This is a genomic window from Halomonas organivorans (assembly GCF_014192055.1).
Classification (GTDB): domain Bacteria; phylum Pseudomonadota; class Gammaproteobacteria; order Pseudomonadales; family Halomonadaceae; genus Halomonas; species Halomonas organivorans.
Genome location: NZ_JACHXM010000025.1, coordinates 21,651 through 46,330, shown reverse-complemented (window position 1 = coordinate 46,330; position 24,680 = coordinate 21,651). Strand labels below are relative to the sequence as shown.

Genomic DNA, 24,680 nt, shown 5'->3' with positions numbered 1-24,680 from the left:
CTATACTGTGCGGCCTCATTCACGACCCTGCCGGAGCCCGCGTGAGCCACCGCCTCGAGGATGTCATCGCCCTGTTCGACGGCCTCTTCCTGCCGACCTGTCGTACCCGCCTGGTGCGCGGCGGCGACGAGCCGCTCTACCTGCCCGCCGATGCCGAGACGCCCTGGCATCGGGTGATCTTCGCCCGCGGCTTCTACGCCAGTGCGCTGCACGAGATCAGCCACTGGTGCATCGCCGGCGAGCGTCGTCGCGAGCTGGAGGACTACGGTTACTGGTACCTGCCCGATGGGCGCGATGCCGAGCAGCAGCGCGACTTCGAGGCGGTGGAAGTCGCGCCCCAGGCGCTGGAGCGACTGTTCGCCGCGGCCTGCGGGCATCGTTTCCAGGTCAGCGTGGACAACCTGGGCGAGGTGGAGGTCGATCGAGAAGGCTTCGCCGAGCGGGTCGCGGCGCGGGCGGCGCGCTTTGAACGGGAAGGCCTGCCAGCCCGGGCCGAGGCCTTTCACGTGACACTGACGGCCTTCTATCGCAAGGGCGCCTCGCTCGAGGCGGCCGTGGCGGCGGGCCGGGCGTGTCTCGAACGCCGGGAGGCGCCCGTGGCCGAGCCCGCCTGAGGGCCCAGGCCCTGCCGGCCTAGAGGTGTCAGAGCTCGGTGTCGTTGAGCCGCTGGTGCAGGGTCAGCATGACCTGGATCTCTTCCTCGGGGCGCAGCGGTTCGAGCCCCAGTTCGCCGAACAGCTCGCCGCGGGCCCGGGACCAGTCGCCGGGAGCCAGGTCGGCGTAAAGGCTCTCGGCCGGGGCCAGTTCCACGAAAGGGTCCAGCCCGTAGGTGTCGAACAGTCGCGAGAGTGCCGCCTCGTCGTCGCCGACGCCGGCGGTGTAGAGAGTGGCATTGAAGTGGTCGGTCTCCAGCTCGCGGATCACGTCCAGCGGGCTCACGCCCATGCTGGAGAGCTCCTCCAGGCTGTAGGCGCCCAGCGAGACCAGTTCGTCATCCAGCCAGTCGTCGTCGGGCTGGATCAGGGTGTGCTTGACGCGACCGTCCGGCAGGGTCCAGGCGATGGACAGCGGCAGGTCGCCGTCGTCGCCGGTCTCGATCGCAATGAAAGCAGGCAGGTCATCCATCTCGGTGCCCCTCCTTGCGGGCAGGCTCGTCGAGGCCGAAGAAGGCCCGGGCGGTAGCGGTGGTGGCGCGGGCCAGGTCGGCTTCCGTGTCGCCGCGCCAGTGGGCGATCTCGCGCACGATCCAGGGCAGCAGCGCCGGCTCGTGGCGTCTGCCCTTGAGTTTGGCAGGTAAATTGCGCGGCAGCAGGTAGGGGCAGTCGGTTTCCACCATTAGCCGCTCGGCGGGAATCGCGCCGACAAGCTCGCGCAGGTGGTGGCCCCGGCGCTCGTCGCACAGCCAGCCGGTCAGGCCGATGTGCAGGTCGAGGTCCAGGTAGCCGTAGAGGGTGTCGCGGTCGGCGGTGAAACAGTGCACCACCGCGCGGGAGATGTCGTCGCGCCAGGCGTGCAGCATCTCGCGCAGGCGCTCCCCGGCATCGCGCTCGTGGACGAACAGCGGCAGGCCGCTCTCGGCGGCCAGTGCCAGCTGGGCCTCGAAGGCGCGCTGCTGCTCGGCAGGCGTCGAGAAGTTGCGATTGAAGTCCAGGCCGCATTCGCCCACCGCCACCACTTCCGGCTGGCGGTGGAGCTCGCGCATCGCGGCCTCGAGCTCGGCATTCCACTGGCTGGCATCATGAGGATGCACGCCGGCGGTGGCATACAGGCCCGGGTGGCGGCGGGCCAGGGTCACGGCCTGCTGGGCGTGCTCGCGGTCGGTGCCGGTGAGGATCAGCGTCTCGACGCCGGCGGCGCGCGCGCGCCGGAGCGTGGCCTCGAGGTCGCGGGCGAAGCTCTCGTGGGTCAGGTTGGCGCCGATGTCCACCAGCGGGGCCGGCGAACGGAACCTCAGCGCCTCGGGCAGCACGTCGTCGAAGGGGGGCGCGGTGTCGGCCAAGGCGAAACACTCCTGTCGTTATACCTGGCAAGCGAAGCGATCATCGCCCGTGCCAGCCGGGCGCGTCGGCATGCGTTCGCCGGCGGCACGGGCGCGTGCCGGCCTGTTGGCCGGCGTGATACGAGGCGCGCATTGTACCCGGCGCGGGCAGGGTGGGGCCACGTCGAGGCGGCCATGCGTTACACTGGGTCGCTTGGATGAATGAAGAGGTGAGCGCGTGACCCTGCTACGTCTGGAACAGCTGCAACTGGCCTACGGCCCCCAGGTGCTCCTCGACGGCGCCGACCTGGTGCTGGAGAAGGGCGAGCGCCTGGCCCTGGTGGGCCGCAACGGCACCGGCAAGTCGACCCTGCTCAAGCTGGTGTCGGGCGAAAACCTGCCCGACGGCGGCCATATCTGGCGTGCGCCGGGTCTCAAGATCGGCGTGCTTGCCCAGGACCTGCCTGATGCATCCGGCGAGACCATCTTCGACGTGGTGGCCCAGGGCCTGCCGGAGGCCGGAGAACTGCTGTCCGAATATCACCACCTGGTACAGCAGGCCGAGCCGGACATGGCACGCATGGCCAGTCTGCAGACTCGGCTCGAGGCCATCGACGGCTGGTCCTTCCATCAGCGAATCGATGTGGTGTTGACCCGGCTCGGGCTGCCGGAGGATGCGGCCATGGCCGACCTCTCCGGTGGCTGGCGGCGCCGTGTGGCCCTGGCCCGGGCGCTGGTGGCCGAGCCTGACCTGCTGCTGCTCGACGAGCCCACCAACCACCTGGACCTGGACACCATCGCCTGGCTGGAGGAACAGCTCTCCGCCTTCAACGGCTCAGTGCTGTTCATCACCCACGACCGCGCCTTCCTGTCGCGTCTGGCCACCGGCATCCTCGAGCTTGATCGTGGCCGCCTGGGTCGCTATCCCGGCGACTACGCCAAGTATCAGGAGCAGAAGACCCACGAGCTTGAGGTCGAGGCCCGCGAGAACGCCGAGTTCGACAAGAAGCTGGCCCAGGAGGAAGCGTGGATTCGCCAGGGCATCAAGGCCCGCCGCACCCGCAACGAGGGTCGCGTGCGGGCCCTGGAGCAGATGCGTCGCGACCGCGGCGAGCGTCGCGAGCGCCAGGGCCGCGCCAGCCTGTCGGTGGACAGCGGCGAGCGCAGCGGCAAGCGGGTCGTGGAGCTGTCCCACGTCACCCAGTACTACGACGGCGAGGCGATCATCCGCGACCTCAGCATCGAGGTGCAGCGCGGCGATCGCATCGGTCTGATCGGGCGCAACGGCGCCGGCAAGACGACCCTGCTCAAGATCCTGCTCGGCGAGCTCGAGCCCAGCGAGGGTCAGGTACGCATGGGCACCAAGCTGCAGGTGGCCTACTTCGACCAGCTGCGTGCCGGGCTCGAGCCGGAGAAGAGTGTCTACGACAACGTCGCCCAGGGCAGCGACCGGCTCACCGTGGGCGGGCGCGATCGCCACGTGATGAGCTATCTGCAGGACTTCCTGTTCACCCCGGAGCGCGTGCGTCAGCCGGTCAAGGCGCTGTCCGGCGGCGAGTCCAATCGCCTGTTGCTGGCCAAGCTGTTCACCCAGCCGGCCAACGTGCTGGTGCTCGACGAGCCGACCAACGACCTGGACGTGGAGACCCTGGAGCTGCTCGAGGAGCTGCTGCTCGACTTCGACGGCACCCTGCTGCTGGTGTCCCACGACCGTGCCTTCATGGACAACGTGGTGACCAGCGTGCTGGCCTTCGAGGGCCAGGGCTGCGTGCGCGAGTACGTGGGCGGCTACCACGACTGGGTGCGCCAGGGCGGCAAGCTACCGCCGGCACCCTGGGAAGGTGCGGCCCGCCAGGCGGCGGAGCCGGTGGCCGAGGAGGCCCCGGCCGCCAGCCAATCGGCCTCGTCGGCCAGCGAGAGCGCGGCGCCGGCGGCCAAGGCGGCGCCCAAGCGGGCCAAGCTGTCCTACAAGCTGCAGCGCGAGCTCGACGGCCTGCCGGCGGACATCGAGCGCCTGGAAGCGGCGGTGGCCGATTTCGAGGAGCAGGTCGGCGATCCTGCCTTCTATCAGCAGGACAACGAGACAGTGACCGCGACGCTGCAGGCGCTGAGCGACCGCCAGGCGGAGCTCGATGCGGCCATGGAGCGGTGGATGGAGCTTGAAGCGATGGCGGCCGGCGAAGCCTGAGAGATTCGCTACTGCGTTCGACGCCCCACAGGGAGGTGGAAAGTGCGTTGGCCCTCGAGAGCGGCCTGCCTCTATCCTCGCTCGTCGACGTTTCGGGCGCCGCCTGAATGAGAGTGCGTACTCTCGTCACGCCAATTCAGATCAGGGCTCCTGGAGGGCCTGCCCATTACGCCGAAAGGCGCCACTCGTGGCGCCTTTCGCAGGGAGCGCTTGGCGGGAGACTTATTCTTCGGTTTCCTCGCCGTCCTTGCCGACGCGCACCGCCAGCACGTCGCACTTGGCGCCGTGCAGCACGCCAGTGGAGGTCGATCCCAGCAGCAGGGCGAAGCCGTGGCGGCCGTGGGAGCCGACCACGATCAGGTCGACGCCCTGTTCCTCGGCAAAGCGGTGAATCTCGGTGTCGGGCATGCCCACCACCACGTGCTGGTTTTCCTTGTCGACGTGGGCGTCGGCGATCTCCGCCAGGCGCTGCTTGGCATGCTCGTCGAGCTGGTCCTGTATGCTGGTCAGGTCCATGGGGATGTCGCCGCCGTAGGCGAAGCCGAGGGGCTCGAGGGTATGCATGATGGAGAGCTTGGCATGGTTGCGGTCGGCGATCTGCATCGCCCGCTCCAGCACCCTGTGAGAATCCTTGGTCAGATCGACTGCGACCAGGACGTGACGATACTCGTTGCTCATGGCATTGCCTCCGGCAGGGTTCGAGATGAGTCGCTGCCTCCCACTCTAGGACGCACGACGAGACAAGACAACGACTTGCATCAAGATAGGAACAGAAAACGCTTATGATCTGGTTGATCATTGCCGTGGTGGTCGGGTTGGTCTTCGCCCCCGCCATGTGGCTGCGCCCAAGCCCACGCCAGCAGAGGACGATGCGGCTGCGCGACGCCTCCGTCCAGGCCGGTATTCAGGTGCGCCTGGACCCTTCGCCACTGCACCAGGATGCCGAGCGCCTGCCCGCTTACCGCTGGGCCTATCCCCCGCAGCGTCCGGGGCCGGACTTCATGCTGGTGCGCGACGCCGAGGCCAGCACGGCCCTGAAGCCGTTCGTGGCGGGGTGGCGATGGCGCAAGGAGCCGCTGCGCCCGCTGCCCGAGACCGTGCGGCGGCACTTCGAGGCGCTGCTGGCGACGCTGCCCGGCGATGCGGTGGCGGTGGAGTCGGGGCATGATGCCCTGGTGCTGTGGTGGGACGAGTCGATGGAGGTGGAAGCCTTCATGCCGCTGGCCGACGACATGGCCGAGCTCCGTGAGGGGTTGGCGGGGCGTCCGGATCGCCCCGAGGCGCATGTCGGGCCGAGGGCTCCCCGCGCCTGAGCGCGGGGTCTGGGCTGGTGGGCCCAGGCGATGCCTAGCCTTCTTCCCGGGCCTGGATCGCCAGCCCATTGGCCTCGATGCGTGACAGCAGCTCGCTGAGCTGGGCGACCTCCTCGCTGGAGAGCCCCTCGAGCATCTCCTTGCGGGCCTGGCTGACTACGGCGTCGATGCGCTCGAGCAGAGGCATGGCCTCGGCGGTGAGCACGATACGTTTGGTGCGCCGGTCCTGGTCGCAGGGGCGACGCTCGATGAGCCCCTGTTCGGCGAGCTGATCCAGGGTTCGGACCAGCGAGGGCGCCTCGACGCCGATGGTCCGTGCCAGGTCGCACTGGGGCTGGTCGTCGCCCATCTGCCACAGATGATAGAGGGTGACCCAGCGCGTTTGCGTCAGCCCCTCGGGGGCCAGGCGGCGGTCGATGATGGCGCGCCAAAGGCGCGGCAAGCGAGAGAGTTGAAAGCCGATGTTGGGATGCATGGGACTCTGCATGAACGGGGAAGCCTGAGCCGATTGTCCGGAGCCGTGGCGTGTAATGCAAGTCGCGCGCCATCAGGACTCTGGTCCCGGGCGAGCGATCAAGCGACGCAGGTCCAGCCCGGGGATGCCCGGCGGAAGTTGGATGTGGCCGTCGGCCTGGGTGGCCTGTTCGGCGGTGTCGCTGACCCGGAAGCGCAGCACGCCGATGCGTTGGCCGCTGGCGGTCATCACGTCGATCCGCCAGCGGCCGGCCGGCGACTCGGGAAAGTGGCGCTTGTGGGTCCAGGCCCGATAGCCTTCCTCGCGTCCGCCCTGTATCTCCAGCGGGATGCGATCGACCAGCTCGCCGTCGTGGCGCCACTCGTGGACGACCTCCTCCTTCAGTCCCCGCGGAGCATGGATGGCCGTGTAGGCGTAGAGGCCATGACCGGTCAGTGCCGCCGGGGTGAGGCGCAGTCCACCTTCGGGTGCCCGAGCCTGCTCGTCGAAGGAGGGCGACAGGGCATAGCCGGAGAGCCACAGGCTGGCCGGCGGCACCCACGCCCGCCCCAGCCAGCCGAGGCCGGCCAGCAGCGGTAGCAGGGCCAGCATGGCCAGCCAGCGTCCCAGGTTCAGGGGGCGCAGCAGCTGCATCAGGCTTGGCAGGCTGAAGACCACCATGGCGACCAATGCGATCGCCAGGCTCTGGCCGGTAGTCAGATGCAGCAGCGTCGGCAGCGTCACCAGTACCACCAGGAACACGCACTGGGCGTGGAAGGCGAAGTACAGCCAGCGGTGTCGGGCGGCCAGGCGGTAGTAGAGCGGGTCGAGGATCGACAGCAGCGCCAGGCCCAGCATCAGCACCGTGAACAGTGCCTGGCCGCTGGTCCAGACCGTGGTGGCCAGCAGGAAGGGCAGGGTGAAGAACAGGGTTTCCTGGTGGACCATCTGGGCGACGAAGGTGGTGATCCCGCGGGGCAGGGCGGGATAGCCGCGATGGGTCAGCCAGCGCGCGATCAGGCTCTCCGATACCAGCAGTACCCAGGTCACCAGCATGCCCAGCGCCAGGGCGGCGCCCAGCCACTGCTGGCGCTCCACCAGGAAGAAGCTCGCCACCCCGGCGACGAAGGCGATCGGCGGCCACAGCCAGTGCCAGGGACGGGCGCGCTCGGCCAGGCGAGCCAGGCGCAGTTGCCAATCCTCGAGCCGGGAGGCGCGAGAACTGGGAGGGGGAGGAAGGCGGTCGGCGGTCATGGGCGCATCCAAGTGTCCTGTATCAGAGGTCGACTGTCGAATTCCGGCGGCCCCTTGGACCGCCATGCGGTGTTGCCACTCCTCGCCATAGCGCTGCCATGCCTCGTCGTGGCGCCGTGCCTGGCGACCCAAGGCGCTCGCCATCTCTTCAACGAACCTCAGAAACAGGACACTAGCAGGCTGCGCGCCGTGGTGGGAGTCGCCGTGGCGCGACGCGGGGCGATCGGAAGGGCTTGACGTCATCCTCAGACTGGCCCAAGCTGATCGAATCAAACGGCCGTATGAATTCCTGCACGGAGATTCGTGGATGATCTATCAAGGCAATGCCATCACCGTGGCACGCGATGACGACGCCGTCGCCACCCTGACCTTCGACCTCGCGGACGAGTCGGTCAACAAGCTGTCGGCGTCGGTGGTCGAGGAACTCGCCGAGGCAGTAGAGGCGGTTCGCCATGCCCCGGGGGTCGAGGGGCTGATCCTGACCAGCGCCAAGGAGGCCTTCATCGTCGGCGCTGATATCACCGAATTTCACGCCATGTTCGAAAAGGGCGAGGACGAGATCCTGGCCATGCTCGAGCGGGTACACGGTATCTTCAATGCCCTGGAGGACTTGCCGTTTCCCACCGTCACCGCGCTCAACGGCCTGGCCTTGGGCGGTGGCTGCGAGGTGGCATTGTCGACGGATTTCCGGGTGATGAGCGAGTCCGCCCAGATCGGCCTGCCCGAGACCAAGCTCGGCATCCTGCCCGGATGGGGCGGCTGCGTGCGCCTGCCGCGGCTGATCGGTGCCGACAACGCCATCGAGTGGATCGCCGGGGGCACCCAGAACAAGGCCGCCGAGGCGCTGCGCATGGGCGCCGTGGATGCCGTGGTACCCGGCGATGAACTGGCCGCGGCGGCCCGTGATCTGCTCGATCGCGCCCGCGCCGGTGAACTGGATCACAAGGCGCGACGCGCCGAGAAGACGACGCCGCTGAAGCTCGATGCCATCGAGCAGATGATGGCCTTCGAGACCGCCAAGGGCTACGTGGCCGGCAAGGCCGGGCCTCACTATCCGGCGCCGATCGAGGCCATCAAGGTGATCCAGAAGGGTGCCGGCGAGGGCCGGGAACGGGCCCAGGCCATCGAGGCCAAGGCCTTCGCCAAGCTGGCCAGGACCGAGGTCTGCTACAACCTGGTGGGCCTGTTCCTCAACGATCAGATGGTCAAGAAGCAGGGCGGCCGCTATGCCAGGCAGGCGCGCCCCGTCGAGCGTACCGCGGTGCTGGGTGCCGGTATCATGGGCGGCGGCATCGCCTACCAGAGCGCTTCCAAGGGCACGCCCATCCTGATGAAGGACATCAAGGAGGAAGCCATCGAGCTGGGGCTCAAGGAAGCCCGCAAGCTATTCGCCAAGCAGGTCGAGCGCGGCAAGTTCTCCGTCGAGCAGATGGCCGAACGGCTGACCAACATCCGCCCGACGCTGTCCTACGGCGACTTCGCAGGGGTCGACCTGGTGGTCGAGGCCGTGGTGGAGAATCCCAAGGTCAAGGGCGCCGTGCTGGCCGAGGCCGAAGACGCGGTGGGCGAGGAGACCGTGCTGGCCTCCAACACCTCGACTATCTCGATCACCCGCCTGGCCGAGCACCTCAAGCGCCCCGAGAACTTCTGCGGCATGCACTTCTTCAACCCGGTGCATCGCATGCCGCTGGTCGAGGTGATCCGCGGCGAGAGGACCGGCGACGCCGCCGTGGCGGCCACCGTCGCCTATGCCCGTCAGATGGGCAAGACGCCGATCGTGGTCAACGACTGCCCGGGCTTTCTGGTCAATCGGGTGCTGTTCCCCTATTTCGGCGGCTTCAGCCAGCTGGTGGCGCAAGGGGCCGACTTCCGCCGCATCGACAAGGTGATGGAGCGCTTCGGCTGGCCCATGGGCCCCGCCTACCTGCTCGACGTGGTGGGCATGGACACCGCGGTGCATGCCGGCGAGGTGATGGCCGAGGGCTTCCCTGAGCGCATGGCCGACATGGGCAGCGCCGGAGGCAAGAGCGCGATCCAGCTGATGGTCGACCACCAGCGCCTGGGCCAGAAGAACGCCAAGGGCTTCTACGCCTACGAGGAAGACAAGAAGGGCAAGCCGAAGAAAGTCGTCGACGAGGCTGCGCTGGAACTGGTCGCGCAGTTGGCCGAGGGCGAGCGGGAATTCTCCGACGAAGCCATCATCGCCAGGATGATGGTGCCGCTGTGCCTGGAGACGGTGCGCTGCCTGGAAGATGGCATCGTCGGCACGCCCGCCGAGGCCGACATGGCGCTGATCTATGGCATCGGCTTCCCGCCGTTCCGCGGCGGCGCCCTGCGCTATATCGATGCCATGGGCGTGGATGCCTTCGTCGCCCAGGCCGATGAGCTGGCCGCCGAACTCGGGCCGCTCTACGCCCCCACCGACAAGCTGCGCGAGATGGCCCGCCAAGGCGAGCGTTTCTATCAGGATGGCGGTCAGGCCTGATTCACCGCGTTACAAGGGAGAAATCATTCGATGAGTTTGCATCCGAGAGACATCGTGGTGGTCGACGGCGTCCGCACCGCCATGGCCAAGGCCAAGCACGGCGCCTTCCGCCACGTGCGCGCCGAGAACCTGTCCGCCGCCGTCATGCAGTCGCTGTTCGACCGCAACCCGGGGCTCGACCCGAAAGAGGTCGATGACGTCATCTGGGGCTGCGTCAACCAGACCCTGGAGCAGGCCATGAACATCGCCCGCAACGCGGCGATCATGACCGGCATTCCGCGCAGCGTGCCCGCCCAGACCGTCAACCGCCTGTGCGGCTCCTCGATGAGCGCGCTGCACATCGCCGCGGCCAACATTCGCGCCGGCATGGGGGACGCCTATGTGATCGGCGGCGTCGAGCACATGGAACACGTGCCGATGACCCACGGCGTCGACGTCAATCCGGCCGCCAGCAAGCATGCCGCCAAGGCGGCGATGATGATGGGCCTGACCGCCGAGCTGCTGGGCAAGATGCACGGCATCTCCCGGGAGGACCAGGACGCTTTCGGCGTGCGCTCCCACCGGCTCGCCCAGGCCGCCCAGGACAACGGCGGCTTCGACCGCGAGATCATCGGCGTCGAGGGCCACGACGCCGAGGGGCGCCGGGTCCGCGTCGACCGCGACGAGGTGATCCGCGCCGATGCCAGCCTGGAGAGCATGGCCGGGCTCAAGCCGGTGTTCGATCCCAGGAACGGCACCGTCACCGCCGGCACCTCCTCGGCGCTGTCGGTGGGCGCGAGCGGCATGGCGGTGATGAGCGCCGAGCGCGCCCAGGCGCTGGGCCTCGAGCCGATCGCCCGCGTGCTGTCCACCGGCGTGGCGGGCTGTGACGCCTCGATCATGGGCTACGGCCCAGTGCCGGCCTCGAAGAAGGCGCTCAAGGCTGCGGGCCTGACCATCGACGACATCCAGACCGTCGAGCTCAACGAGGCCTTCGCCGCCCAGTCGCTGCCGGTGCTCAAGGACCTTGGCCTGCGCGACCGCATGGAGGAGGCGGTCAACCTGCACGGCGGTGCCATTGCCCTGGGCCATCCGCTGGGCTGCTCCGGGTCGCGTATCTGCACCACTTTGCTCAACGTGATGCGCGAGCGCGATACTAGCCTCGGCCTGGCCACCATGTGCATCGGCATGGGCCAGGGCGTGGCCACGGTGTTCGAGCGCCTCAAGTAAGCGCCATGGCCGTTCGCGGCCTGTCCCGCAACGTCACGACGGCACCCCTCGGGGTGCCGTCGTCGTATCCGCTCAGTCGCTGCCGGTCTGCTGGAGCTGCTGCACCGAGGCGACCAGGTCGTTGAAGCGCTCGCCCTGTACCTGGACGTGGGACTGGATCTCGGTTTCGGCGCGCTGCTCGTCACCCTCGGCGATCGCCGCCAATACCCCCTCGTGTTCCGCCAGCGAGCGCTCGAGTCGATGGCGCAGGTGGAGCTGCATGCGTCGGTAGGGCTGCAGCACCGCATGCAGCCGCGCGGCCTCCTGGGCCAGGAAGCGGTTGTGGCTGGCCTCGTAGATGCGCTGGTGAAAGACGCCGTTCTCGTAGTAGTAGCCGTTGGCATCCCCGGCCTCGGCCATCCGCCGGCAGGCCTCGTGGGCCTCGCGCAGTCCCGCCAGCTCCTCGGCGGTGATGCGCCGTGCCGCCAGCCGTGCGCACATGCCCTCCAGCTCGGCCATCACCTCGAAGCGTTCCACCAACTCGGCCACGCTGAGCTGGGTGACGAAGGTGCCGCGCTTCGGCACCACCTTGACCATCCCCGACATCGCCAGCTGCTGGATCGCCTCGCGGACCGGGGTGCGCGAGCACTCGTACTCCCGCTCCAGGGCTTCCGGATCGAGGCGAGCCCCGGGGGGGTAGCGCCCCTTGATGATGGCGTCCTCCAGCAGGTCGCGCAGTCGCTGTGCCTGGGAAACCTTGCCCATTTCCGATCCTCCTGCTTGACACATCTATATCTTGGACCTAAATGTTATATATAACAACTCGGCATCATATATTCCTGGTGCCGTCTTCATCCTCGCACGGGGTCGGTTTGCCTCGCATCTGGAGATCAGGGCATGAAGATGAACATGGATTTCCTGGAAAGATTGCTGTCGAGCGTGTCCCGGCGGGCGCGACATCGTCCCGGGCGCCAGCCAGGGAGAGAGGCCTCGCCCGACGTGCCGCAACTCGCCGCGGCCTGTGACACCCTGCTGACAGGAAGCGGCGGTGAGGCGTCGCAGATCCTCGTTGCCCAGCGGATCCTGAACGGCTATGACGGCCTGCAGGCCGACGATCGTCGCGCCTTTCTCGCCATGCTTGCCGAGCGCCATGGGGCGCTGCCCGAGGCGATCCACGCTGCCTATGCCGCCTATCGCGAGCATGAGGACGAGGCCAGCCTGCAGCAGCTGATCGAGGCCTGCGAGCCGCCGCGCCAGGAGCTGCTGCGTCGGCTCAACCTCTGCCCCGGCGGCACCTATGAGCTGGTCAAGATGCGCGCCGACCTGCTGGGCAGTCTCGCCGACGCCCCGCAACTGGCGGCGCTGGATGCCGACTTCGCGCACCTGTTCGCCTCCTGGTTCAATCGCGGCTTCCTGATGCTGGAGAGCATCGACTGGAACACGCCTGCGGCGGTGCTGGAAAAGCTCATCGAGTATGAGGCCGTGCATGAGATCCGGGACTGGAGCGATCTTCGCCGCCGCCTCGACCCGGAGGATCGACGCTGCTACGCCTTCTTCCATCCGGCCATCGGCGACGAGCCGCTGATCTTCGTCGAGGTGGCACTGTGCCGCGGGATTCCCGGTAATATCCAGACCCTGCTCGCCGGTGGCGACGAGGTCGCTCCGGAAGACGCGGATACCGCGGTGTTCTACAGCATCAGCAACTGCCAGGCAGGGCTGAAGGGCATCTCCTTCGGCAACTTCCTGATCAAGCAGGTCGTGCAAGAGCTCAAGCGCGAACTTCCCGAGCTCGACAACTTCGTCACCCTGTCGCCGGTGCCGGGGTTCGCCAAGTGGCTGGAGCAACGGCGCGAGGCCGGCGAGTGTCGGCTCTCGCCCGACAACGCCGCCTGCCTGGACGAAGCCGGCTGGTGCGACGACGCGGCGGCCCGTGAAGCCCTCGAACCCGAGTTGCTGGCCCTCGCCGCCCACTATCTTTGTGAGGCCAAGCAGCGCCACGGTCTGCCGCGAGACCCCGTGGCACGCTTCCATCTCGGCAACGGCGCCAGCCTTCACCGCCTCAACTGGCCCGCCGACACCTCCGCCAAGGGCTGCCGCCAGGCCCATGGCCTGATGGTCAACTATCGCTACGAACCGGACCGCATCGAGCAGAACCACGAGGCCTTCAGTCGCGAAGGCAGCGTGGTCTGCACCAGCGAGATTCGCCGCCATGCCAAGCGCGCCCAGCCGCTGTTGGCGGCGCCGGTCGACGCCTGACGCCCCTCTCACCCCAGGAGACACGCATGAATCACAATCTCTTCTTGCAGTTCCAGGCCCATTTTCGCCAGACCCCGGACAAGACGCTGATCGATACCCCCGAGGGCAAGCGCTATTCCTACGCCGAGGTGCTGGTCACGTCCCAGCGCCTGGCCGGTACGCTCCAGGCGCTCGATGTCCAACCCGGTGACCGGGTGGCGGTGCAGGTCGACAAGAGCCCCGAGGCGATCATGCTCTACCTGGCTTGCCTGCAGGTCGGCGCGGTCTACCTGCCGCTCAACACCGCCTATACCGGCGCCGAAATCGACTACTTCCTGGGCGATGCCGAGCCGCAGCTCTATGTCTGCCCGCCCGAGCGGTCCGGCGAGGCCCAACGCTTCTGCCAGGCGGGGCGCGCGGTGCACGTCGAGAGCCTGGGCACTGCCGGTGACGGCAGCCTGATGGAGCGGGCCGCGGACGCCGAGCCGGTCACCGAGATCGCCCGGCTCGACGAGAACGACCTGGCGGCGATCCTGTATACCTCGGGCACCACCGGGCGCTCCAAGGGGGCCATGCTCAGCCACGCCAACCTGGCGTCCAACAGCCTGGCGCTGGCCGAGGCCTGGCACTTCTCCGCCGACGATCATCTGCTGCACGCGCTGCCGATCTTCCACACCCACGGGCTGTTCGTGGCCTGCAACATCGTGCTGACCGCGGGGGCCTCGATGACCTTCCTGCCCGGGCTCGATGTCGACCAACTGCTCGATCTGATGCCGCGCGCCACGGTGCTGATGGGCGTACCGACCTTCTACACTCGCCTGCTGCAGTCGCCGCGCCTGAACCGCGACACGGTCGCCAGCATGCGGCTGTTCGTCTCCGGTTCGGCGCCGCTGCTGGCCGAGACCCACGAGGCGTTTCGCACGCGCACCGGTCACGCCATCCTCGAGCGCTACGGCATGACCGAGACCAACATGAACACCTCCAACCCCTACGACGGCGAGCGTCGTCCGGGGACGGTGGGCTTCCCGCTGCCTGGCACCGAACTGCGCATCACCGACCGCGACAGCGGCGCCGAGCTGGCGCGTGGCGAGACCGGAATGGTCGAGCTGCGCGGCCCCAATGTCTTCCAGGGCTACTGGCGCATGCCCGAGAAGACCCGCAGCGAGTTCCGTGGGGATGGCTTCTTCATCACCGGCGACCTGGGCGTGATCGACGCCGACGGCTACCTGCACATCGTCGGCCGCGACAAGGACCTGGTGATATCGGGGGGCTACAACGTCTACCCGAAGGAGGTCGAGCAGTTGATCGACGAACTCCCGGGCGTAGCCGAGTCGGCGGTGTTCGGCGTCGCTCACCCCGACCTGGGGGAGGGCGTCACCGCGGTGGTGGTCGTCCGCGGGGGAGAGGCGGCACTCGACGAGGCGGCGGTGAAGGCGGCGCTTGCCGACCGGCTGGCGCGCTACAAACAGCCCAAGCGGGTGTTCGCCATCGAGGCACTGCCGCGCAATGTCATGGGCAAGGTGCAGAAGAATCAGCTGCGCGATAGCTATGCCGATCTCTATACCGAGCAGGAGGCGGATACCATGGCCGGGTGACCCGGCTTTCCTGCGCCCGGCCATGCCGCCGGGCATTCCCCGTCGCGAGGATACGCGGCATGGAGCACGCTCATATCCGGGCAAGACCCGAGACTCGATTACAACGACAAAGAAGGACATGACCATGGTGATTTACGGAGTGGCCCTGCTGGCCGGATGCATGATGCTGGGGCTGGTGGTCGGCGACCTGCTGGGGCAGGTGCTTGGCATCGATGCCAACCTTGGCGGTGTCGGCATCGCCATGCTGCTGCTGATCTTCTCGACGGGCTACCTCAAGGCCCGCGGCAAGTTGCCGGAGGCGACCGTCAGCGGCATCAACTTCTGGAACGCGATGTACATCCCCATCGTGGTGGCCATGGCGGCCAGCCAGAACGTCGCCGCGGCCTTCAGCGGCGGCCTGGTGGCGCTGCTGGGCGGGGCCCTGGCCGTGGTGCTGGGGCTGGCGCTGGTACCGGTTTTGGCCGGAAAGCCCGCGCGGGCGCCGGTCGCGGCTGACGGACCGGCGGCCCGCGCCGAGTCCCTGTCGCCCCGCACCGCCAACCGTTAAGGGAGCCCCTCCATGCTGCAGTCACTGTTCGACCTCTTCGACAAGTACCACCTGGTGGCGGCCTTCGCCGTCATCGGCCTCACCATGTACGCCGCCTACTGGATCAGTGCCCGCTTCACCCGTGGCAAGCTGCACGGCTCGGCGATCGCCATCATCCTCGGCCTGGCGCTGGCCTATGTGGGCGGCAAGGTCACCGGCGGGAGCGACGGGCTGGCGGATATCACGCTGTTCTCCGGCCTGGGGTTGATGGGTGGGGGCATGTTGCGCGACCTGGCGATCATTGCCACCGCCTACGGCGTTCGCTTCGAGGAGATACGGGAGGCCGGTATTCGCGGCGTGCTGGCGCTGTTCGCCGGGGTGGGGGTGTCCTTCCTCGCCGGTGGACTGGTCGCGGTCGGCTTCGGCTACACCGACCCGGTCGATATCACCACCATCGGTGCCGGCGCCGTGACCTACATCGTCGGTCCGGTCACCGGCGCGACCCTGGGTGCCAGTTCGGAAGTGATCGCCCTGTCCATCGCGGCGGGGCTGGTCAAGTCGATCCTCACCATGATCCTCACGCCCATGGCGGCGCGATTCATCGGCCTCGACAACCCTCGCTCGGCGATGATCTTCGGTGGCATGATCGGTACCACCAGCGGCGTGGCTGCGGGGCTGGCCGCCACCGATGCTCGATTGGTGCCCTACGGTGCCATGACCGCGACTTTCTATACCGGCCTCGGCATCCTGCTTGCGCCTACCGTGCTGTTCCTGCTCGTGCGTGGCGTGTTCTAGGCGACGGTAGCGCTTGGGCCCCGTGGTGTGCCCCGGGGCCCGGGTACCCGCTCCATGACAAGGAGATCGACATGTTCACGACTTCTTCCATGTCGGCGTCAGGCTGCGGCCAACGCCTCCCCGAGATCGTCCAGTGGGACGCCCTGAGCCTCTCCCGGGCGATCCATGCGCGGGAGGTGTCCTGCCGCGAGGTGATGTCGAGCTACCTGGCGCATATCGAGGCATGCAATCCTCGGGTCAACGCCCTGGTGTCGCTGCAGGATGGCGAGCGCCTGATGGCCGAGGCCGACGAGCGTGACCGAGAGCTGGCGTGCGGCGAGTCGCACGGCTGGCTACACGGCATCCCGCAGGCGATCAAGGATCTGTCTCCGACGGCCGGGATTCGTACCACCCTGGGCTCGCCGCTGTTCGCCGATCAGGTGCCGACCCGTGACGGCATCATGGTCGAGCGCATCAAGCGTGCCGGCGCCATCGTCATCGGCAAGACCAACACGCCGGAATTCGGCCTCGGGTCGCAGACCTACAACCCGCTGTTCGGGGCCACCCGCAACGCCTTCGATCCCGCCAGGTGCGCCGGCGGCTCCAGCGGTGGCGCCGCCGCCGCGCTGGCCATGCGCCTGCTGCCGGTGGCCGACGGCAGCGACATGATGGGCTCGCTACGCAATCCGGCCGCCTACCACAACGTCTTCGGCTTTCGTCCCTCTTTCGGCCGGGTTCCCCATGGGCCGCAGCCCGAGGTGTTCGGCCACCAGCTGGCCACCGAAGGGCCGATGGGGCGTACAGTCGCCGATGTGGCGCGGCTGTTGGCGACCCAGGCAGGCCCCGACCCGCGGATGCCGCTGTCCATCGTCGAGGATCCCGCGGCCTTCGCCGGTGATCTGGAGGGAGAGATCAGGGGGCAGCGCATCGGCTGGCTGGGCGATTGGCAGGGATACTTGCCCATGGAGCCGGGTGTGCTGCCGCTCTGCGAGCGGGCGCTCGGCACCTTCCGCGAGTTGGGCGCGGACGTCGAAGCCGTGGTGCCCGATTTCGATCCCGCCCGGCTGTGGCAGGCCTGGGTGACGCTGCGCCAGTGGGCGGTAGCGGGCAATCTCGGCGAGGCCTATCTCGATGCCGCCAAGCGCGAACGGCTCAAGCCCGAGGCCCAGTGGGAAGTGGAGGGCGGCCTGGCGCTCTCGGCGCTGGACGTGCACCGTGCCAATCTCATCCGCAGCGCCTGGTATGCCTGTCTCCTGGAGCTCTTCGAGGACTACGACTATCTGGCGCTGCCCACCGCCCAGGTGTTCCCCTTCGACGTCGATACGCCCTGGCCGCGGGCGATCGCCGGTCGACGGATGGATACCTACCACCGCTGGATGGAGGTGGTGATCCCCGGCTCGCTGTCGGGCTGCCCGGTGATCAGCCTGCCCGCCGGGTTCAGCGACGCCGGCCTGCCGATGGGCATTCAGGTGATCGGTCGCCACCAGGCCGACCTGGCCGTACTGCGGTTGGCCCGGGCGTACGAGGCGGCGAACGAAGCGCTGCTGAGCCGCCGGCCGATCGACTAACCGGACGTCGCCGTGTCCGCCGCCGGCGCCTGGGTCGGATCCGTCGACGTGGCCGGCTCGGAAGCGTCGGGGGAGGGCGTTTCGGCGGGCAGCCAGCCGCGCTCCCGGTAGTAGCGCTTGGCGCCTTCGTGCAGCGGCGCCGAGAGCCCGTCGTGGATCATGCGTTCCGGGGTGAGGTCGGCGTAGGCCGGATGCGTGGCCTTGAAGGCCTCGAGGTCGTTGAAGACGGCGGCAACGATGTCATGGACGGCCTGCGGATCGGTGTCCGCCGAGGCCACCAGGGTGGCACGCACGCCGAATGTCGTCACCGCCGGCTGGTCGTCGCCATAGAGGCCGGCGGGAATGGTGGCGCGGGCGAGGTAGGGCGTCTCGGCCACCAGGCGGTCGACCGCCGGGCCGGTCACGTCGACCAGCCGGGCGTTGCAGAGCCGTACGGCTTGTTCGACGGAAGGGTTGGGGTGTCCCACGGTATAGACCATGGCATCGATGTTGCCGTGGCAGAGTTCCAGCGACTGCTGGTCGGCGGGCAGTTCGTCGGCCGGCCTGAAGTCGTCGAGGGTCCAGCCCCAGGCCTCGAGCAGCGTCATCATGGTGCCACGCTGGCCGGATCCGGGGTTGCCGACGTTCACCGCATGCCCCTTGAGGTCGGCGAAGCCGTCGATGCCGCTGTCGCGCCGGACCACCAGGGTGAAGGGCTCGCCGTGCAGCGACATCACCGAGCGCAGCGAGGCGTCCGGACCGGCCTCGGCGAAGCCGCCCGTGCCGGTGACGGCCTGAAACTGCAGGTCCGACTGGGCGAGGGCGATGGTCACCTCGCCGGCCCGCAGCGCCGCGAGGTTGGCGGCGGAGCCGCCGCTGGGTTGGGCCACGCAGGGCGCGTCGAGCAGCCTGCACAGGGTGCGCCCGGTGGCGTGGTAGACGCCGGCGGGGCTCGCCGTGGCGATGACGATGGGCGGAGCATCGGCGGCCTGGAGCGGCGTGATTGACCAGGCCAGGGCCGCCAGCCACAACAGGTGACGGCCGAGCGAAGCGCGAAAAGACGCGATGGCGCGCTGTGGCGCCGACCATTGGAATTCCATGGCGCACCTCCTGAGGCATCGACGTATTGCCGGGCGTCGATAGCCTCAGCATAGCCCCGCCCCTCACAGGATGCCGCCGTCCAGGCCTGCGGCCAGATACAGCCCCAGTTCCTCGGTCCTGTCGAGGAAGGCGTCCTGCCACTCGCCCCTGAGCGTCAGCGGTTCCTGTGCCCACTTCCAGCGCAGGCCGGTGACGATGCCTTCAACGGCGCGACGGGTGCCGGTACCGTCGTGGCCGGCGCGAATGTAGAGCGCGCAGGGCAGGCCCTGGGTCTCCTCCAGCAGCGGGTAATAGCAGCGGTCGAAGAAGTCCTTAAGCGCTCCGCTCATGTAGCCCAGGTTTTCGGTGGTGCCGAGCAGGATGGCGTCGCAGGCCCGCACGTCCTCGGGGCCGGCCTCCAGCGGCGGCTTGACCACTACCTCGACGTCCTCGATATCGGGGTGGCGGGCGCCGCGCTCGGCGGCCTCGCGCAGGCGGCGGGTGTTGGGGGAGGGCGCATGGGCCACGATCAAGAGTCGCTTCATGTCGGCCTGCCGGGTTGAAGAATGGCGTGGCCGCCATCATGCCATGGAGTAGCGCCGTTGACAGGCTCGCACGCCTCGCCGACGCTGAAATCAGCATCCACGATTCCATCAGGGAGGAAGCCCCATGGCCTTCGCCTTTTCGAAGATGCAAGTGACCAGTTCCGCCTTCGAGGACCGTCAGGCAATCCCCATCAAGTACACCGGGGAGGGCGATGATCTATCACCGCCCCTGGCCTGGGAAAATCCCCCGGAAGGCACCAAGGGCTATGCGGTGATCTGCCACGATCCGGATGCACCGCTGGTGCAGCACGGCAGCTATGGCTTCGTCCACTGGGTGCTCTACGACCTGCCGGCGTCCACTACCTCGCTGAAGGAAGCCACCGCCGCGGGCACCCGGGGGCGCAACGACTTCAACCGCAACGGCTACGGCGGGCCGATGCCGCCGGAAGGGCATGGCCTGCACCAGTACTATTTCTGGGTGCTGGCGCTGGACAAGCCGACCGCGCTGCCCGAGGGCATCTCCATGGATGAGCTGCTCAAGCAGGTCGAGCCGCACCTGCTGGGCATGAATCGGCTGATCGGCACCTACCGCCGCGACTGAACGCGCCCGCGCCCTGTTGCCTGGCGAGCGGCGGGGCTCAGTCGGCGATCATGTCACTGTGAGATGGGGCGGCGACGTCGTGATTGGTGGTGACGATGCGCTCCAGCTCCTCGCAGAAGGCCTCCAGCGCCCCACCGGTATGGCCGGGTCGCCGGTGGAGTTCGATTTCCACCTGGCCCAGCAGCGGCAAGCCCTCCGCCTCGCCGACGATCCGGCATCCCGCCGGCACGCTGCGAGGCGTCTTCACCGTCATCGCCAGGCCCGCCTGCACCGGCAGGTTGATACCGGTGGGAGACTGGCTGGCGTAGCGAATCTCCCAGCGCCGCTCTTCACGGCCCAGCGCCGACAGTGCATGGGCCCGGAAGGTACAGCCCTCGGGATTGAGGGCCAGCGGCAGGACCTCCCAGTCGCCCGGGTGGCACTCTTCGGCCACCACCCACACCATCGGTTCCCAGCCCAGCAGCTGACCGGACTGGGTCGGCAGGTGGCGGATCGACAGCACCACGTCCAGCAGGCCCTCCTGGAACTGCGCGACCAGCGACGCGCTGATGTCGCAGGTGATGTCCAGCCGGGTGTCCGGAAAGCGCTGGGCGTAGCGTTCCAGCAGCTCGGGCAGGTAGGCGCTGGCCTGCTCCTCCGAGGTGGCGAAGCGGATCAGCTCGCCGCGCCGCTGCTCGCCCAGCGCCTCACGGGCTTCGTCCTCCAACGTCAGTATGTGACGGGCATAGGGCAGCAGTCGCTCGCCGTGGCGGGTCAGCAGCACGCTGCGACTGGTGCGCTCGAACAGGGGCTGGCCCATCTGGTCTTCGAGGCGCTTGATCTGCAGGCTTACCGCCGACTGGGTGCGATGCAGCACCTTGCCGGCGGCACTGAAGCCCTGGCACTCGGCCACGGTGACGAAGGCGCGAAGCAGCACGGTATCCATAAATTGATGAGCCTTTGAAATTGGTATCATCTCAATGATTCATTTCTATTATGAATAGGCCGCTTCTAAGCTGTCCAGTATGAATACGACAGCGGAGCATCCCATGCCTGTGGAACCCTCGGTCGACACCCCTGCCAGCGCTCTCGACGGGTTGATCGACCTGCAACGCTACCCCCTCGACGACCTCGATGGCGATACGGGGCACACCCTCATCGAGCAGTGTCGCCGCCAGCTGGCGGTGGACGGTTGTGTGGTCCTCAAGAAGTTCGTGCCTGCCGAGGCCCTCGAGCGTCTCGAGCGCGAGACCGAGCGTCTGTCTCCGGACGCCCACTACAACCAGACCGAAACCAATCCGTACAACTGCGATGCCGATCCCTCCAAGCCGGCCAGCCACCCGCTGAATCGGTTCGACGACCGCACCAACGGCTTCGTCGCCGGCGATCGCATCGGCGAAGACACCATCATCCGTCAGGTTTACCAGAACCCCGACTTCCAGCGCTTCATCGCCACCGTGGTCGGCATGGAGGAGATCCACCAGTACGCCGACCCGCTGGCCGACCTGGTGGTCAACGTGCTGCGCGAGGGCTGCCAGCACCCGTGGCACTACGACACCAACGAGTTCATCGTCACCATGATGACTCGCCAGTCCCGCGGCGGCGGCCGCTTCGAGTATGCCCCGGGCATCCGCAGCCCCGAGGGCGAGAACTTCGAGGACGTCGAGAAGGTCCTCGACGGCGACCGCTCGCGGCTCAAGTCGCTGGACCTGGCGCCCGGCGACCTGCAGATCTTCTTCGGCCGCTACTCGCTGCACCGGGTGACCCCGGTCGAGGGCAATCGCGAGCGCCACACGGTGATCTTCGCCTATGCCAAGGAGCCGGGCTTCATCGGTCGCCCCGAGCGGGCCCAGCGCATCTTCGGGCGCATGGCCCCGGTCCACGAGAAGCTGCTGAAGCAAGGCATGCAGCGCAGCGACTCGCTGGTCGACTGATCTGGTTCTTGCCCTTCCTGCCTACGGCGTCGGCCCGGTCGGCGCCGCCCGAGGTGACCCTCACACCGACACCCCGAGAGACCTGACATGAGCATCGTGGATTTCGAGAAGCTGACCGACAACGAACCGGAACGGATTCCGGTGGTGCCTTCGGCGCCGATGGCCAACGGAGACAGCATCCCCACCGCCTTCGACCCGGTGCAACTGCGCGCCGGCCGCCTCGAGCGCCTGCGGGCGATGATGGCCGAGCAGGGCTATGCGGCCCTGGTGCTTTTCGATCCCTACAACCAGCGCTACGCTACCGGCTCGCGCAACATGTTCGGCTACTTCCTGCGCAACTCCACGCGCTATATCTACGTGCCGCTGGACGGCCCGGTCATCCTGTTCGAGTATCCCGGCAGCGCCCACGTTTCCACCTGGCTGGAGACCATCGACGAGTCGCGCACCTCCAAGGTGGTGTGGTCGGCGGTCAACCAGCGCGACAACCTGTCCTCCGACCCCTTCGGCGTCGAGATCGCCGAGCTGATGGAGGAGCACGGCCGTGGCAACAAGAAGATCGGCCTGGATCGCTGCGCACTGAACCTGGCGCGCTCGCTGGAGGCCCAGGGGCTGGAGGTCTTCGACTGCATGCAGGACACCCTGCACTGCCGACGCATCAAGACGCCCGAGGAGATCGCCTGCCTGGCCCAGTCGATGGCCGGCAGCGAGGCCGCGGTGGCCGAGGTGGAGGCCGCCATCAAGCCCGGCGTCACCGAGAACGAGCTGTTCGCCATCATGTACGGCGACGTCATCCGCCAGGGCGGCGAGTTCATCGAGACCCGGCTGCTGTCCTCCGGACCGCGCACCAATCCCTGGTTCAACGAGGCAAGCGACCGGGTGATCCGCCCCGGCGAGCTGGTGGCGCTGGACACCGATACCATCGGCTGCCACGGCTACTACTCCGACTTCTCGCGCACCTTCCACGTCGGCCCCGGCAGGCCCAGCGCCTACCAGAAGGGCCTCTACCGCATGGCCTACGACCAGGTGCACCACAACATGGGTATCCTCGAGCCGGGCATGAGCTATCGCGAGATCGCGGAAAAGGCCTGGAAGATCCCCGGGCGCTTCCTCGATCGCCGCTATCCGTCGATCATCCACGGCGTGGGCATGCACGGCGAGACGCCGCTGGTCGCCCATCACATGGACTTCGATCGCTTCTCCAAGGATGGCGTCCTGGAGCCCGGCATGGTGGTTTCCGTGGAGAGCTACATCGGTGAGGTCGGCGCCGCCGACGGCGTCAAGCTGGAGGAGGAGGTGCTGGTCACCGAGACCGGCATCGAGAAGCTCTCGCGCTACCCGTTCGACGAGGCCCTGCTCGACCGGGAGGTCTAAAGCAAACCGCCGTCCAGCGAATGTTGTGCCAACGAATCTAAGAGAGAACCCATGACCGATGTGAACTCGACAGAGGTAAGCCACTGGATCGCCGGCGAGCCCCTGGCAGGTGACCGCAAGCTCGACGTCTTCAATCCCGCCACCGGCGAGGCCGTGCGTCGCGTCGCCCTGGGCGACGCGGCCACCGTGGAACGGGCCATCGAGGCCGCCCGCGAGGCCCAGCCGGCCTGGCGCGATCTGCCGCCGGCCAAGCGTGCCCAGGTGATGTTTCGCTTCAAGACGCTGCTTGAGCGCGACGCCGACGAGATCTGCCGGCTGATCGCCGAGGAGCATGGCAAGGTGCTCGAGGACGCCATGGGCGAGCTCAAGCGCGGCATCGAGAACGTCGAGTATGCCTGCGGCGTGCCGGAGCTGCTCAAGGGCGAATACTCCCACAACGCCGGGCCGGGCATCGACACCTGGTCCAACCACCAGCCGCTGGGCATCGTCGCCGGCATCACGCCGTTCAACTTCCCGGCCATGGTGCCGCTGTGGATGTATCCCATGGCCATTGCCTGCGGCAACGCCTTCATCCTCAAGCCCTCCGAGCAGGTGCCTTCGGCCGCCATCAAGATGGCCGAGCTGCTCGACGAGGCCGGCCTGCCGCGGGGCATCTTCAGCGTGGTTCACGGCGATCGTGAGGCCGTGGATGCGCTGATCGACGCGCCGGACGTGAAGGCGCTGTCCTTCGTCGGCTCCACGCCGGTGGCACGCAAGATCTACGAGGGTGGCACCCAGCGAGGCAAGCGCGTGCAGGCCCTGGGCGGGGCCAAGAACCATGCCGTGGTGCTGCCCGACGCCGACCTGGACAACGCCGCCAGCACCCTGATCGGCGCCGCCTTCGGCAGCGCCGGCGAGCGCTGCATGGCGATTTCGGTGGCGGTCTGCGTGGGCGACGCCGCCGCCGACGCCCTGGTCGGCAGGCTCGCCGACCAGGCCCGCACCCTGAAGATCGGTCCCGGCACCGAGCCGGGCCTGGACATGGGGGCGCTGGTCAACGCCGGCCATCGCGACAGGGTGGCCGGCTATATCGCCAAGGGAGAAGAGGCCGGCGCCGAGCTGGTGGTCGACGGCCGCGAGCATCCGCTGGTCGAGGGCTCACCGGGCTACTTCCTTGGCGCGACCCTGTTCGACCGGGTGACCCCGGCGATGGATATCTACCGCGACGAGATCTTCGGCCCGGTGCTGTGCGTGGTGCGCGTCGAGACCTTCGAGGAGGCCATCGCGCTGATCAACGCCCACCAGTACGGCAACGGCACCTGCGTGTTCACCCGCGACGGCGAGGCCGGGCGGCGCTTCGCGGATGCCATCGAGGTCGGCATGGTCGGCATCAACGTGCCGCTGCCGGTGCCGGTGGCCTTCCACAGCTTCGGCGGCTGGAAGGAGTCGCTGTTCGGCGACCTGCACGCCTACGGTCCCGATGCGGTGCGCTTCTACACCCGCCGCAAGGCCGTGTCCCAGCGCTGGCCGCAGCGTTCCCGGCAGGAGCGCGCGCAGTTCAGCTTCCCGTCACACTGACCGTCTCGCACTGAGCGTGTCGCACTGACCGTCCCAAACTGAGCGTCTCGCACTGATCGTCGCGTACCGAGTGGTT

At 68.0% G+C, this 24,680-nt stretch carries 23 protein-coding genes; 14 read left to right on the top strand and 9 right to left on the bottom strand.

Translation table 11 applies throughout. The features are described from left to right. The first annotated feature begins 41 nt into the window (after window positions 1-41). Entirely contained in the window at window positions 42-614 is a 573-nt protein-coding gene (locus tag FHR96_RS17740) for an elongation factor P hydroxylase (protein ID WP_183389063.1), read from the top strand. A gap of 28 nt (window positions 615-642) precedes the next feature. Here the strand turns inward: FHR96_RS17740 and FHR96_RS17735 are convergent, their stop codons facing one another. Beyond that, window positions 643-1,125, bottom strand: a complete 483-nt coding sequence (locus FHR96_RS17735; protein ID WP_183389062.1) for a hypothetical protein — start codon at window positions 1,123-1,125, stop codon at window positions 643-645. Continuing rightward, a complete protein-coding gene (locus FHR96_RS17730) occupies window positions 1,118-1,999 on the bottom strand; it encodes a TatD family hydrolase (protein ID WP_183389061.1) in 882 nt (293 codons plus the stop codon). The genes FHR96_RS17735 and FHR96_RS17730 overlap by 8 nt, the downstream gene beginning before the upstream one ends. A gap of 217 nt (window positions 2,000-2,216) precedes the next feature. Between FHR96_RS17730 and FHR96_RS17725 the strand changes: the two genes are divergently transcribed. After that, window positions 2,217-4,166 (top strand): ATP-binding cassette domain-containing protein, encoded by a 1,950-nt coding sequence (locus FHR96_RS17725; RefSeq protein ID WP_183389060.1) that lies wholly within the window; start codon window positions 2,217-2,219, stop codon window positions 4,164-4,166. A 222-nt stretch (window positions 4,167-4,388) separates the two neighbouring features. Here the strand turns inward: FHR96_RS17725 and FHR96_RS17720 are convergent, their stop codons facing one another. After that, window positions 4,389-4,844, bottom strand: a complete 456-nt coding sequence (locus tag FHR96_RS17720) for a universal stress protein (RefSeq protein ID WP_183389059.1) — start codon at window positions 4,842-4,844, stop codon at window positions 4,389-4,391. A 104-nt stretch (window positions 4,845-4,948) separates the two neighbouring features. On the opposite strand from FHR96_RS17720, the gene FHR96_RS17715 reads away from it, so the two are divergent. Beyond that, entirely contained in the window at window positions 4,949-5,479 is a 531-nt protein-coding gene (locus tag FHR96_RS17715; protein WP_183389058.1) for a preprotein translocase subunit YajC, read from the top strand. Between the two features lie 34 nt (window positions 5,480-5,513). Here FHR96_RS17715 and slyA read toward each other — a convergent pair whose 3' ends face one another. Both slyA and FHR96_RS17705 read right to left on the bottom strand, forming a co-directional pair. After that, window positions 5,514-5,954 (bottom strand): transcriptional regulator SlyA, encoded by a 441-nt coding sequence (gene slyA / locus FHR96_RS17710; RefSeq protein ID WP_183389075.1) that lies wholly within the window; start codon window positions 5,952-5,954, stop codon window positions 5,514-5,516. A gap of 72 nt (window positions 5,955-6,026) precedes the next feature. Next, window positions 6,027-7,187, bottom strand: coding sequence for a DUF5924 family protein (locus FHR96_RS17705; protein ID WP_183389057.1), 1,161 nt, complete (start codon window positions 7,185-7,187; stop codon window positions 6,027-6,029). Window positions 7,188-7,494: 307 nt separating this feature from the next. Here FHR96_RS17705 and fadB point away from each other — a divergent pair, with 307 nt between their 5' ends. Both fadB and fadA read left to right on the top strand, forming a co-directional pair. Beyond that, on the top strand, window positions 7,495-9,672 hold the full coding sequence (gene fadB, locus FHR96_RS17700) for a fatty acid oxidation complex subunit alpha FadB (protein ID WP_183389056.1): 2,178 nt from the start codon (window positions 7,495-7,497) through the stop codon (window positions 9,670-9,672). Window positions 9,673-9,702: 30 nt separating this feature from the next. Next, window positions 9,703-10,881, top strand: coding sequence for an acetyl-CoA C-acyltransferase FadA (fadA, locus tag FHR96_RS17695; protein WP_183389055.1), 1,179 nt, complete (start codon window positions 9,703-9,705; stop codon window positions 10,879-10,881). A 72-nt stretch (window positions 10,882-10,953) separates the two neighbouring features. Here the strand turns inward: fadA and FHR96_RS17690 are convergent, their stop codons facing one another. Beyond that, complete coding sequence (locus tag FHR96_RS17690) at window positions 10,954-11,625, bottom strand: GntR family transcriptional regulator (RefSeq protein ID WP_183389054.1); 672 nt, start codon at window positions 11,623-11,625, stop codon at window positions 10,954-10,956. A gap of 138 nt (window positions 11,626-11,763) precedes the next feature. Between FHR96_RS17690 and FHR96_RS17685 the strand changes: the two genes are divergently transcribed. From FHR96_RS17685 to FHR96_RS17665, 5 genes are all read left to right on the top strand, one after another. Beyond that, window positions 11,764-13,116 carry a malonyl-CoA decarboxylase gene (locus FHR96_RS17685; protein WP_183389074.1) on the top strand — a complete coding sequence of 451 codons (1,353 nt, stop codon included), beginning with the start codon at window positions 11,764-11,766 and terminating at the stop codon, window positions 13,114-13,116. A 26-nt stretch (window positions 13,117-13,142) separates the two neighbouring features. After that, window positions 13,143-14,690, top strand: coding sequence for a malonate--CoA ligase (locus FHR96_RS17680; protein ID WP_183389053.1), 1,548 nt, complete (start codon window positions 13,143-13,145; stop codon window positions 14,688-14,690). A 124-nt stretch (window positions 14,691-14,814) separates the two neighbouring features. Next, window positions 14,815-15,237 (top strand): malonate transporter subunit MadL, encoded by a 423-nt coding sequence (madL, locus tag FHR96_RS17675; RefSeq protein WP_183389052.1) that lies wholly within the window; start codon window positions 14,815-14,817, stop codon window positions 15,235-15,237. Window positions 15,238-15,249: 12 nt separating this feature from the next. Further along, window positions 15,250-16,011, top strand: a complete 762-nt coding sequence (madM, locus tag FHR96_RS17670) for a malonate transporter subunit MadM (RefSeq protein WP_183389051.1) — start codon at window positions 15,250-15,252, stop codon at window positions 16,009-16,011. Window positions 16,012-16,082: 71 nt separating this feature from the next. Further along, a complete protein-coding gene (locus tag FHR96_RS17665; protein WP_221195871.1) occupies window positions 16,083-17,558 on the top strand; it encodes an amidase in 1,476 nt (491 codons plus the stop codon). Here the strand turns inward: FHR96_RS17665 and FHR96_RS17660 are convergent. After that, window positions 17,555-18,637: a TAXI family TRAP transporter solute-binding subunit gene (locus FHR96_RS17660; RefSeq protein ID WP_183389050.1), complete on the bottom strand. Its 1,083-nt coding sequence runs from the start codon at window positions 18,635-18,637 to the stop codon at window positions 17,555-17,557. The two genes, FHR96_RS17665 and FHR96_RS17660, sit on opposite strands and share 4 nt — an antisense overlap. A gap of 63 nt (window positions 18,638-18,700) precedes the next feature. Continuing rightward, window positions 18,701-19,162: a flavodoxin family protein gene (locus FHR96_RS17655; RefSeq protein ID WP_183389049.1), complete on the bottom strand. Its 462-nt coding sequence runs from the start codon at window positions 19,160-19,162 to the stop codon at window positions 18,701-18,703. A gap of 124 nt (window positions 19,163-19,286) precedes the next feature. On the opposite strand from FHR96_RS17655, the gene FHR96_RS17650 reads away from it, so the two are divergent. Continuing rightward, window positions 19,287-19,763, top strand: a complete 477-nt coding sequence (locus FHR96_RS17650; protein WP_183389048.1) for a YbhB/YbcL family Raf kinase inhibitor-like protein — start codon at window positions 19,287-19,289, stop codon at window positions 19,761-19,763. 37 nt (window positions 19,764-19,800) lie between these two features. On the opposite strand, the gene FHR96_RS17645 is transcribed toward FHR96_RS17650, so the two are convergent. Further along, entirely contained in the window at window positions 19,801-20,688 is an 888-nt protein-coding gene (locus FHR96_RS17645) for a LysR family transcriptional regulator (protein ID WP_183389047.1), read from the bottom strand. Window positions 20,689-20,791: 103 nt separating this feature from the next. Between FHR96_RS17645 and FHR96_RS17640 the strand changes: the two genes are divergently transcribed. The 3 genes from FHR96_RS17640 (at window position 20,792) to FHR96_RS17630 (ending at window position 24,604) form a co-directional block, all read left to right on the top strand. Next, the gene (locus FHR96_RS17640; RefSeq protein ID WP_183389046.1) at window positions 20,792-21,676 is read left to right on the top strand and encodes a HalD/BesD family halogenase; all 885 of its coding nucleotides are present in this window, start codon (window positions 20,792-20,794) and stop codon (window positions 21,674-21,676) included. Between the two features lie 87 nt (window positions 21,677-21,763). Then, window positions 21,764-23,047 (top strand): M24 family metallopeptidase, encoded by a 1,284-nt coding sequence (locus FHR96_RS17635; RefSeq protein WP_183389045.1) that lies wholly within the window; start codon window positions 21,764-21,766, stop codon window positions 23,045-23,047. Between the two features lie 51 nt (window positions 23,048-23,098). After that, a complete protein-coding gene (locus FHR96_RS17630) occupies window positions 23,099-24,604 on the top strand; it encodes a CoA-acylating methylmalonate-semialdehyde dehydrogenase (protein ID WP_183389044.1) in 1,506 nt (501 codons plus the stop codon). The last annotated feature ends 76 nt before the right edge of the window (window positions 24,605-24,680 follow it).